At 73.3% G+C, this 11058-nt stretch carries 10 protein-coding genes; 5 read left to right on the top strand and 5 right to left on the bottom strand.

The genetic code is table 11. From position 1 onward, the window contains the following. Nucleotides 1–1560, bottom strand: a 1560-nt coding sequence (locus JFN87_RS28720; RefSeq protein ID WP_209344687.1) for an amino acid permease, incomplete at its 3' end; no start/stop codon positions are given. Nucleotides 1561–1724: 164 nt separating this feature from the next. Between JFN87_RS28720 and JFN87_RS28715 the strand changes: the two genes are divergently transcribed. The 3 genes from JFN87_RS28715 to JFN87_RS28705 are packed head-to-tail and all read left to right on the top strand — an operon-like array spanning nucleotide 1725 to nucleotide 3533. Then, the gene (locus tag JFN87_RS28715; protein ID WP_209344684.1) at nucleotides 1725–2213 is read left to right on the top strand and encodes a ribose-5-phosphate isomerase; all 489 of its coding nucleotides are present in this window, start codon (nucleotides 1725–1727) and stop codon (nucleotides 2211–2213) included. 12 nt (nucleotides 2214–2225) lie between these two features. Continuing rightward, nucleotides 2226–3047 (top strand): Fpg/Nei family DNA glycosylase, encoded by an 822-nt coding sequence (locus tag JFN87_RS28710; RefSeq protein WP_209344682.1) that lies wholly within the window; start codon nucleotides 2226–2228, stop codon nucleotides 3045–3047. A 30-nt stretch (nucleotides 3048–3077) separates the two neighbouring features. Further along, nucleotides 3078–3533 (top strand): hypothetical protein, encoded by a 456-nt coding sequence (locus JFN87_RS28705; RefSeq protein ID WP_209344680.1) that lies wholly within the window; start codon nucleotides 3078–3080, stop codon nucleotides 3531–3533. Here JFN87_RS28705 and JFN87_RS28700 read toward each other — a convergent pair. Next, the gene (locus JFN87_RS28700) at nucleotides 3452–4297 is read right to left on the bottom strand and encodes a putative protein N(5)-glutamine methyltransferase (protein WP_209344678.1); all 846 of its coding nucleotides are present in this window, start codon (nucleotides 4295–4297) and stop codon (nucleotides 3452–3454) included. The two genes, JFN87_RS28705 and JFN87_RS28700, sit on opposite strands and share 82 nt — an antisense overlap. Nucleotides 4298–4599: 302 nt before the next feature. On the opposite strand from JFN87_RS28700, the gene JFN87_RS28695 reads away from it, so the two are divergent. Then, entirely contained in the window at nucleotides 4600–5634 is a 1035-nt protein-coding gene (locus JFN87_RS28695; RefSeq protein WP_209344676.1) for an aspartate-semialdehyde dehydrogenase, read from the top strand. 45 nt (nucleotides 5635–5679) lie between these two features. On the opposite strand, the gene JFN87_RS34590 is transcribed toward JFN87_RS28695, so the two are convergent. Continuing rightward, a complete protein-coding gene (locus JFN87_RS34590; protein ID WP_372449297.1) occupies nucleotides 5680–6027 on the bottom strand; it encodes a DUF1203 domain-containing protein in 348 nt (115 codons plus the stop codon). 83 nt (nucleotides 6028–6110) lie between these two features. Here JFN87_RS34590 and pepN point away from each other — a divergent pair, with 83 nt between their 5' ends. Beyond that, on the top strand, nucleotides 6111–8690 hold the full coding sequence (pepN, locus tag JFN87_RS28685) for an aminopeptidase N (protein WP_209344675.1): 2580 nt from the start codon (nucleotides 6111–6113) through the stop codon (nucleotides 8688–8690). A gap of 231 nt (nucleotides 8691–8921) precedes the next feature. On the opposite strand, the gene JFN87_RS28680 is transcribed toward pepN, so the two are convergent. Both JFN87_RS28680 and malQ read right to left on the bottom strand, forming a co-directional pair. After that, complete coding sequence (locus JFN87_RS28680; protein WP_030911681.1) at nucleotides 8922–9200, bottom strand: hypothetical protein; 279 nt, start codon at nucleotides 9198–9200, stop codon at nucleotides 8922–8924. Nucleotides 9201–9220: 20 nt separating this feature from the next. Continuing rightward, nucleotides 9221–10984, bottom strand: a complete 1764-nt coding sequence (gene malQ, locus JFN87_RS28675) for a 4-alpha-glucanotransferase (protein ID WP_372449298.1) — start codon at nucleotides 10982–10984, stop codon at nucleotides 9221–9223. Between the last annotated feature and the right edge of the window lie 74 nt (nucleotides 10985–11058).

Here is an 11058-nt window from a genome sequence, read left to right as displayed (position 1 = left end):
GTCGCCCCGGCCCGCCCCCGCGGTCTCCGCGCGCGCGGGCGACCCCCCCCGCCTCGCGTAGCCCACCCCCCCCGCCGCCCCCGCCGCCCCCGCGGCTCCCGCCGGCTCGACGGCCGGCGCCGCCGGCGTCTCCTTGCCCAGCGCGCGGCGCACCAGCGCCACCGCCACCACGATGGCGGCGACCAGCAGCGAGAGCAGCATCTGGCTGCGCGCGGAGTCGTCGGTCAGCATGTAGCCGATGATGAACACGATCACCGCGGCCGTCGCCCATGTCAGGTACGGGAACAGCCACATGCGCACCACCAGCTTGTCCGGTGACTCGCGCAGGATGACCCGGCGCATGCGCAGCTGGGCCAGGCAGATCACCAGCCAGACGAACAGCGCCACCGCGCCCGACGAGTTGAGCAGGAACTGGAAGACCGTGTCGGGCCACTGGTAGTTGAACCACACCGCGACGAAGCCGAACGCCACCGAGGACAGGATCGCCACGTGCGGCACGCCGCGCCCGCTGGTGCGGTGGAAGGCGCGGGGCGCGTCGCCGCGCAGGCCCAGCGAGAACGCCATGCGGGAGGCCGTGTACAGGCCGGAGTTGAGGCAGGACATCACGGCCGTCAGCACGATCACGTCCATCGCGGTACCGACGTGCGGGATGCCGATCGAGTTGAGCGCGGCGACGTAACTGCCGTCGTCGGTGATCGACTTGTCGTTCCACGGCACCAGACACAGCACGACCAGCACCGAGCCCAGGTAGAAGATGCAGATGCGCCAGATCACGCTGTTGGTCGCACGGGACACGGCGCGGCGCGGGTCGGCCGACTCACCGGCCGCGAGGGTGACGATCTCGCTGCCCATGAAGGAGAACACCGTCAGCAGCACGCCGGTGAGGATCGCTCCCGGCCCCTTCGGCAGGAACCCGCCCGCGTCCGTGAGGTGCCCGAAGCCGTCGCCCGGGTTGTCCGAGCCGGGCAGCACGCCGAACACGGCGAGCAGGCCTATGACGATGAACGCGCCGATCGCCACCACCTTGATGCTGGCGAACCAGAACTCGAACTCCCCGTAGGACGACACGGACGACAGGTTCGACACCGTGAGCACGCACATGACGATCAGCGCCCACGCCCACTGCGGGACCGCCGGCACCCATCCGTTGAGGATCGTGGCGCCCGCCGTTCCCTCGACGGCGAGCACGACGACCCAGAAGAACCAGTAGAGCCAGCCGATCGAGAACCCCGCCCAGCGCCCGAGCGCCCGGTCGGCGTACGCGGAGAACGACCCGGACGTGGGGTTGGCGGCGGCCATCTCGCCGAGCATCCGCATGACGAGGACGACGATCAGGCCGACCAGCGCGTACGAGACGAGGATCGCGGGGCCCGTGGCGGCGATGCCAGAGCCCGAACCGACGAAGAGGCCCGCGCCGATGATGCCGCCGATCGCGATCATCGACAGGTGACGGCTCCTGAGCCCGGGGCGCAGACCGCCCTCGGGGCCCGGCGGCGGGGCCTCGGGCCCGGGCTTGGCGGGATCTCCGCCTTCCGCGGTGAGGGTGGGTGGGCGAGTCATAGGGCAACCTCGGGTTCTGTTGTCGTCGGGACGGCGTCGGGACGGCCCCGGGACTGCGCCGGGCCGCCCTCGGCGTGCTGACTGCTGACGGCATTGTCGGGCTCAGATCAACATGAGGCGAGCCCCCGTCCGATACCCGCCTGTTCCCGTGCCACACTCGGTCCATGCGCGTCTACCTCGGCTCCGACCACGCGGGCTACGAACTGAAGAACCACCTCGTCCAGTGGCTCACCTCGCACGGCCACGAACCGGTCGACTGCGGCCCCCACATCCTCGACGACCAGGACGACTACCCGCCGTTCTGCCTGCGCGCCGCGGAGCGCACGGCGGCCGACCCCGAGGGCCTCGGCATCGTGATCGGCGGCTCGGGCAACGGCGAGCAGATCGCCGCGAACAAGGTGAAGGGCGTGCGGGCGGCCCTCGCGTGGAGCGAGGAGACGGCGCGGCTCGGCCGCGAGCACAACAACGCGAACGTGGTGTCGGTGGGCGCGCGGATGCACAGCCGCGACGAGGCGACGTCGTTCGTCGAGGTCTTCCTCAAGACGCCCTACTCGGGCGAGGCGCGGCACACCCGCCGCATCGACATGCTCACGGCGTACGAGGCGACGGGCGAGCTGCCGCCGGTCCCCGCGCACCACCCCCGGCAGGACTGATCGGCCACTCCTGTGCCAGAAGGCCACACCATCCACCGGCTGGCCCTCGACCACCTGGACCGCTTCGGCGGCCGGCCGGTGCGGGTGGCCAGCCCGCAGGGAAAGTTCGCCGACGGCGCGGCCCTCGTCGACGGCCGTGTGCTCGACGGCGTGGACGCGCACGGCAAGCACCTCTTCCTCGACTTCGAGGCCGCCGGGTGGATCCACGTCCACCTCGGCCTGTTCGGGAAGGTCGCCTTCGGGGAGCCGCCCGCGCCGCCCCCGGCGGACACCGTGCGGCTGCGCCTGGTGAACGACACGGCGTACATGGACCTGCGGGGTCCCACGACGTGCGCGCTGATCACGGACGGCGAGAAGAAGGCGATACACGAACGGCTCGGCGCCGACCCGCTGCGCCCGCGGGCGCCCGGCAACGACGCGGACAGCGCGTGGCCCCGGATCTCGCGCTCGCGCACGCCGGTCGCCACGCTGCTGATGGACCAGAAGGTGGTCGCGGGCGTGGGCAACGTGTACCGCGCCGAGGTCCTGTTCCGGCACGGCATCGACCCGTACCTGCCGGGGAAGGCCCTCACCCGCGAGGAGTGGGACGCGATCTGGGCCGATCTGGTGGGGCTGATGCGCGCGGGCGTGCGCGCGGGCCGCATCGACACGGTGCGCCCGGAGCACGAGCCCGAGGTGATGGGCCGCCCACCGCGCGTGGACGACCACGGCGGCGAGGTGTACGTGTACCGGCGGGCCGCCCAGCCGTGCCACGTGTGCGGCACGCCGATCCGCACCGCGCCGCTCGCGGCGCGCAACCTGTTCTGGTGCCCGCGCTGCCAGGCCGCGAGGTGACGGCCTCGTCGCTGTGAGATCGTCGGGGCCATGGCGCGCAATGGTGGCGATCCACTCCCGGCGGTGAACGGTGCCGAGGCGGCCCTGCACGGACTCGGGGCCGCACGCGCCGGCCTTGACCAGCGGCCCGCAGGGCGCGGGCACTGGTTCGCCGACTGGTCGGGCAGGCTGGCGGGTTCGGACGTGTACATCGCGGTCATGGGCAAGTCGGTGTCCGCGCGCAAGGTCCGTCTCGTCCTGGACGACTGGATCCTCGAAGATGTCGCCGTCCAGCACGTCGGCGACGTCCTCACGGCGGTGTTCTCCGCGGCGCCGGGTCCTGACGGCGGCGCGGAGATCCGCAGGGGCCGTGCGCTGCTCGTCCTGCCGGTGCTGGTTCTGCGGGTACGGGCAGGACGGGCCCGCTACTCCGCCACGAAGCGGCTCCCCGAGGAGGGGGCGGCGCCCCCGTCCCCCTGGGAGCGCGCGCTGACGGCGGACGAGTGAGGGGCGGGGCCTTCCCGCGTGCCCATGACGACGGTCGCGCCCGTCTCGTCGTCCTCCACGAGGCGGGCGTCGAGGCCGGCGGCCGCGAACGCGGCGAGCGCGGCCTCGGCCTGATGCTCGCCGGTCTCGCTGAGCAGGGTCCCGCCGGGGGCGAGCCAGCCGGGCGCGCCGGCCGCCACCCGCCGCAGGACGCCGAGGCCGTCGTCGCCGCCGTCGAGTGAGAGCAGCGGCTCGTGCTCGCGCGCCTCGGCGGGCAGCAGCGGCACCTCGCCCGTCGGCACGTACGGGACGTTGGCGGCGAGCACGTCGACGCGGCCGCGCAGCCGTGGCGGGAGCGCGGCGTAGAGGTCGCCCTGGTGGACGTGAGCGCCGAGGGGTTCGAGGTTGCGGCGCGCCCAGACGACCGCGGTCGGGTCGAGGTCGGCGGCGTGCACCTCGCCGGTGGTGCGGGCGGCGAGCACGGCGCCGAGGGCGCCCGAGCCGCAGCACAGGTCGACGGCGGTGCCGCCGGGCGGGAGGAGGCGCGCGGCGTGGGCCGCGAGCAGTTCGGTGCGTCGGCGTGGCACGAAGACGCCGGGGCCGACGGCGATCCGCAGGCCGCAGAATCCGGCCCAGCCGAGTACGTGTTCGAGCGGGAGCCCGGAGGCCCTGCGCTCGGCCATGGCGGCGGCCTCGCCGAGGCCGTCGGCGGTGGACAGGATGAGCTCGGCTTCTTCTTCCGCGAACACGCACCCCGCGGCGCGGAGCGTGGCGACGATGGACATCGGTGTGATGCCTTGACCTTCCGGGAGGACCGGACGTCCCCGTCCCGGGGGAAGGATCAGCGGGACCGGGTGAGTCCGGTGGAACACTGCGGCACGACGGCGGTAACGGGACTCACCTCCTCGGTCGGCGGGCGTGTAACGCTATCACCACGGTTGGGCATCTCTGTGAGCTGTCGGACAATGGGGTGGACAACGTGAGGTGGGGGGCCCGCATGATGGGCAGCCTCTCACCACCGTCGTACGCACAGCGCCGTACGTACGCGCGGAACGATCCGTACGCACGTCACAGCTAAGGAGACCCCGTGAAGGTCGGAATCGTCGGAGCCACCGGTCAGGTCGGCACGGTCATGCGCAGGATCCTCGCGGAGCGCGACTTCCCGGTCACCCGGCTGCGGCTGTTCGCCTCCGCCCGGTCGGCCGGCACGACGCTGGAGTGGAAGGGCGAGCAGGTCACCGTCGAGGATGCCGCGACGGCCGACTTCACCGGCCTCGACATCGTGCTGTTCTCCGCGGGCGGCGCCACGTCCAAGGCGATCGCCGAGAAGGTCGCGGGGCAGGGCGCGGTCGTGATCGACAACTCGTCGGCCTGGCGCCGCGACCCCGACGTGCCGCTGGTGGTCAGCGAGGTCAACCCGCACGCGGTGGCGAACCGGCCGAAGGGCATCATCGCCAACCCGAACTGCACGACGATGGCCGCGATGCCGGTGCTCAAGCCGCTGCACGCGGAGGCCGGCCTCGAAGCGCTGGTCGCGACGACGTACCAGGCGGTGTCGGGCTCGGGCCTGAAGGGCGTGGCGGAGCTGCACGGCCAGGTGCAGAAGGTGGCCGCGGAGGCGGACGGGCTGACGCACGACGGCGGCGCGGTCGACTTCCCCGAGCCCTCGGTGTACAAGCGGCCGATCGCGTTCAACGTGCTGCCGCTGGCCGGGAGCGTCGTCGACGACGGCTCGCACGAGACGGACGAGGAGCAGAAGCTCCGCAACGAGTCACGCAAGATCCTGGAGATCCCGGAGCTGCCGGTGTCCGGCACGTGCGTGCGGGTGCCGGTCTTCACGGGCCACTCGATCCAGGTGAACGCGCGGTTCGCGCGGCCGCTGAGTGTGGAGCGCGCGTACGAGCTGCTGGCGCAGGCGCCCGGCGTGGAGATCTCCGAGATCCCGACGCCGCTGCAGGCGGCCGGGCAGGACCCGTCGTACGTGGGCCGCATCCGGGTGGACGAGACGGTGGCGGACGGCCGCGGCCTCGCCCTGTTCGTCTCCAGCGACAACCTGCGCAAGGGCGCGGCGCTCAACGCGGTGCAGATCGCGGAGCTCGTCGCCCGCGAGCTCGGGGCGTAGCCGTGGTGGGCGGGTCGCGGGTCTCGCGACCCGCCCGCCCCGCCCTCAGGGCCGCCGTACCTCGAACTGGAAGCAGCCGTACTCCAGCGCGCGCACGTGCACGAGCGCGACGTCCGGGTCGGTGAACGCCTCGTCGAGCGCCGCGTCGAAGCCGGCGTCCGCGTCGCCGGGAATCTCGAAGAGCCGGCCGCCCGCGATGTGCCCGCGTGCGTCGTAGCGGCGCAGCGGGGCGCCGCCCTCTCGTCGGTGAAGGGCGCCATGGCGGCGCCCGCGTCGTCGCGGACGCGCAGTGCGCGCAGGACCGCGATGTCGATGGGCAGAGGCGTGTGGCGCGCCGGCGCGCGCGTGGTGGATGCCATGCCTTCGATGCTGGACAGGAGCGGAGCTCGTCACCGGCGGATATGCGACGGCGCGCTGTCGTACCCGCGTGGAAGGATGGCACTCGTACAGCGAGACTCAATGAGGAGATGACCCGGGTGCCTGGTACGAACCTGACACGCGACGAGGCCCAGCAGCGGGCTCGGCTGCTCAGCGTGGACAGCTACGAGATCGACCTCGATCTCGGCGGCGCACAGGAGGGTGGCACCTTCGCGTCCGTCACGACGGTGGTGTTCGACAGCGCGGAGGACGGCGCCGACACGTTCATCGACCTGGTGGCGCCCGCCGTGCGCGAGGTCGTGCTGAACGGCGCGGCGCTGGACGCGGGCGAGGTGTTCGAGGACTCGCGCATCGCGCTGCGCGGCCTGCGCCAGGGGCGCAACGAGCTGCGGGTGGTCGCGGACTGCGCGTACACCAACACCGGCGAGGGTCTGCACCGCTTCGTCGACCCGGTCGACCAGCAGGCCTATCTGTACACGCAGTTCGAGGTGGCGGACTCGCGGCGGGTGTTCGCGGTGTTCGAGCAGCCCGACCTGAAGGCGACGTTCCGGTTCACCGTGCGTGCGCCCGAGGGCTGGACCGTGATCTCCAACTCCCCGACGCCCGAGGCGGACGGGGAGGGCGTGCACCGCTTCGAGGCGACGCCGCGCATCTCCTCGTACATCACGGCGCTGATCGCCGGCCCGTACCACGGGGTGCACAGCACGTACGAGAAGGACGGCCGGACGGTACCGCTCGCCATCTACTGCCGCCCCTCCCTCGCCGAGTTCCTCGACGCGGACGCGATCTTCGACGTGACGCGGCAGGGCTTCGACTGGTTCCAGGAGAAGTTCGACCACGCCTACCCGTTCGCGAAGTACGACCAGCTCTTCGTGCCGGAGTTCAACGCGGGCGCGATGGAGAACGCGGGCGCGGTGACCATCCGCGACCAGTACGTGTTCCGCTCGAAGGTGACGGACGCGGCGTACGAGCGGCGTGCCGAGACGATCCTGCACGAGCTCGCGCACATGTGGTTCGGCGACCTCGTCACCATGGAGTGGTGGAACGACCTGTGGCTGAACGAGTCGTTCGCCACGTACACGTCGGTCGCCTGCCAGGCCGCCGCGCCGGGCAGCCGCTGGCCGCACTCGTGGACGACGTTCGCCAACTCGGAGAAGACCTGGGCCTACCGCCAGGACCAGCTGCCCTCCACGCACCCGATCATGGCCGAGATCCGCGACCTCGACGACGTGCTCGTCAACTTCGACGGCATCACGTACGCCAAGGGCGCCTCGGTGCTCAAGCAGCTCGTTGCGTACGTCGGCGAGGACGAGTTCTTCAGCGGCGTGCAGGCGTACTTCAAGGCGCACGCGTTCGGCAACACCCGCCTGGCCGACCTGCTGGGTGCGCTGGAGCGCACCTCGGGCCGCGACCTGAAGGCCTGGTCGAAGGCGTGGCTCGAGACGGCGGGCATCAACGTGCTGCGCCCGGAGATCGAGACGGACGCGTCCGGCGCGGTGACGTCGTTCGCCGTGCGGCAGGAGGCGCCGGCCCTTCCCGAGGGCGCGAAGGGCGAGCCGGTGCTGCGGCCGCACCGCATCGCCGTCGGCCTCTACGACTTCGACGGCGACGGTGCGCTGGTGCGGACCGACCGCGTCGAGCTCGACGTGGACGGTGAGCGCACCGAGGTGCCGTTCCCCGCCGGTCGCGCGCGCCCCGCGGTGATCCTGCTCAACGACGACGACCTGTCGTACGCGAAGGTCCGGCTCGACGAGGAGTCGCTGCGGGTCGTCACCGAGCACCTCGCCGACTTCACCGAGTCGCTGCCGCGCGCGCTGTGCTGGGCGTCGGCGTGGGACATGACGCGCGACGGCGAGCTCGCCACGCGCGACTACCTGAAGCTGGTGCTCTCCGGGGTCGGCAAGGAGAGCGACATCGGCGTGGTGCAGTCGCTGCACCGCCAGGCGAAGCTCGCGCTCGACCAGTACGCGGCGCCGTCGTGGCGCGAGGCGGGCCTCTCGCAGTGGACGGAGGCGACGCTGGCGCACCTCAGGGCCGCGGAGCCGGGCAGCGACCACCAGCTGGCGTGGGCGCGCGCGTTCGCGGCGACGGCGCGCACGCCGCAGCAGCTGCGGCTGCTGCGCGCCCTGCTCGACGGCACGGAGACGATTGGGGGCCTCGCGGTCGACACGGAGCTGCGCTGGGCGTTCGTGCAGCGCCTCGCGGCCACGGGCGACTTCGACGAGGACGAGATCGACACGGAGTACCAGCGCGACCGCACCGCGGCGGGCGAGCGCCACGCGGCGGCTGCCCGCTCGGCCAGGCCGACGGCGGAGGCGAAGGCCGAGGCCTGGGAGTCGGTCGTCGAGGGTGACAAGCTGCCGAACGCGGTGCAGGAAGCGGTGATCGCGGGGTTCGTCCAGACGGACCAGCGCGAGCTGCTCACGCCGTACACGGAGAAGTACTTCGCGGCGGTGGCCGACGTGTGGGACACCCGCTCGCACGAGATGGCGCAGCAGGTGGCGATCGGCCTCTACCCGGCGCTCCAGGTCTCCCAGGAGACGCTGGACGCGACGGACGCGTGGCTCGAAGGGGCCGGCCCCAACGCGGCGCTGCGCCGCCTGATGACGGAGTCCAGGTCGGGCATCGCCCGTGCGCTGAACGCGAGGCGCGCGGACGAGTCGGCGGCCCAGGCCTGACACGCCGGTGGGCCGGCCCGCTCGTACGAGGGGGCCGGCCCACGGTGGGCCACGCCGGGTGAGGTGGCCGCACCGGGTGAGGTGGCCGCACCGGGTGAGTGGCTCCGCCGGCTCGACGGCGGCGCCTGCGGCGTCCCGCGTGCGGACATGACGATGCACCGCCCGGTGGCCGGGGCGGTGCATCGTCAGCGGCTGTGCGGCGGCGCGCGTCCCGCGCGCGCCGTAACGGGGTCAGACCCCGGCCTTGGCCCGCTTCTTCGGCTTGGTGACCGTGGTGAGCGCGTCGGCCTTGCGGCCGCGGTCCAGGACCGTGACGAGACCCGCGATGATCGCGAAGAGCGCCAGCGGGCACAGTACGAAGAGGCCGACGGTCTGGATCGCGCTCAGGCCGGGGCCCGGGTCGCTGCCCTGGGGCTTGGTCACGGCCAGCGCCGGGGACGACATCAGCAGGATCATCAGCGTCGTACCGGCCGCGACGGCGCCGGCGCGCAGAGCGTTCTTGTTGTCCACGGTGCAAACGTAGCGAACGCCTACGCGGGACGCGCGGGCGGGGGTGGTGTACGCGCCGGGACGTGTGGTTCCACCACCTCCATCAGGCGGAGCAGGCGGGGCGAGGCGGCCAGTTCCTCCAGCGTCACGGGGCGGCCCGCCGCGTCCGCGACCGGCAGCCGCCAGTTGGGGTACTCGTCGGACGTGCCCGGCAGGTTCTGCGGGCGCCTGTCGCCGACCGTGTCGGGCAGCCAGATGCCGACCATCGCCGCGGGGGTGGCCAGCAGGAAGCGGTGGACGGCCCTGATCTCGTCCTCCTCGTCGTCCGCTCCGTGCCCGAGCGCCCGGTCGGGCAGCAGGCCGAGCGCGGCCAGGTCGCGCAGCCAGGCCGCCACCTCCGCGCGGTCCTCGGCCTGTTCCTCGGCGAGCGGGCGGGAGAGCAGGCCGAGCCGGTGGCGCAGGGCGACGTGCTCGCCGGTCAGGCGGGCGGCGGTGGACGGCAGGTCGTGCGTGGTGGCCGTCGCGACGCAGCCCTGCCGCCACTCGGCGGGGTCGAGGGGCGGCTGCCCGTCCTTGTCCCAGTGCCGTTCGAACCAGAGGACGGACGTGCCGAGGACGCCGCGCCGCGCGAGCGCCTCGCGCACGCCGGGCTCGACGGTCCCTAGGTCCTCGCCCACCACCGGCGCGCCCGCCCGGTGCGCCTCGAGCACGAGGACGGCGAGCATGGCCTCGGCGTCGTAGCGCACATACGTTCCCCGGGTGGGGTCGCCGCCCTCCGCGTCACGCGGGATCCACCAGAGGCGGAACAGGCCCATCACGTGGTCCATGCGCAGCGCGCCCGCGTGCCGCAGGAGGCCGCGCAACAGGCCTCGGTAGGCCGCGTAGCCGGTGGCGGCGAGCGCGTCGGGGCGCCAGGGCGGCAGGCCCCAGTCCTGCCCGAGCGAGTTGAACGCGTCGGGCGGCGCTCCGACGGAGATGCCGTCGGCGAACACGCCCTGCTGCGCCCAGGTGTCGGCGCCGTCCGGGTGCACGCCGACGGCCAGGTCGTGGACGATGCCGACGGCCATGCCCGCCTCGGCGGCGGCGTGGCTCGCGGCGCGGAGCTGCTGGTCGGTGAGGAAGGCGGCGCGGCTGTGGAACTCGACGCGGTCGAGCAGTTCGCCCCGCGCGGCGGCGGTCTCGGGCGAGCGCGGGTCGCGCAGCCCCTCGGGCCACGTGTGCCAGTGGGGGCCGTGGATCTCGGCGAGCGCGTACCAGGTCGCGTGGTCGTCGAGCGCCCTGCCCTGGGCGGCGAGGTAGTCGCAGTACTCGGCGCGCCTGCCGGGGCCCAGCGGGACAGCGAGGAGGATCTCCAGGGCTTCCCGCTTGAGTGCCCAGACGGCGTCGCGGTCGATGTGCGCGCCCTCGTGGAGCACGGCCGCGCGCAGCGCGGCGGCGCGCTCGCCCAGCGCGTCCAGGCGCTCGCGGCCGGGGCCCGTCACGTACGCGTACTCGGGGACCGCCTCGATGCGCAGGTGCACGGGGTCGGAGAAGCGGCGCGACGAGGGGCGGTAGGGCGACGGGTCGCTCGGCACCGTGGGCACGGCGGCGTGCAACGGGTTGATCTGCACGAACCCGGCGCCGAGCGCGCGCCCGGCCCAGGAGGCCGTCTCGGCGAGGTCGCCCAGGTCGCCCATGCCCCAGGAGCGCGAGGACAGCAGTGAGTAGAGCTGGACGAGGAAGCCGTGGCACCGGCCCGGTGGCTGCGGGGCGCGCGGGTGCGGCGCGTCGTCGAGGCGGCCGGGCTGGCGGTCGAGGAGGTGCACGAGGGGTCGCGCCGGATGCGGGTGTCGGGGCGCGCGGACGCCGTCGGCGCGCTGCTGGGCACGGAACTGAGCGC

This window comes from Streptomyces montanisoli (genome assembly GCF_017813245.1).
GTDB classification, from domain to species: Bacteria; Actinomycetota; Actinomycetes; order Streptomycetales; family Streptomycetaceae; genus Streptomyces; species Streptomyces montanisoli.
This window is presented reverse-complemented; position numbering and strand designations above follow the sequence as displayed.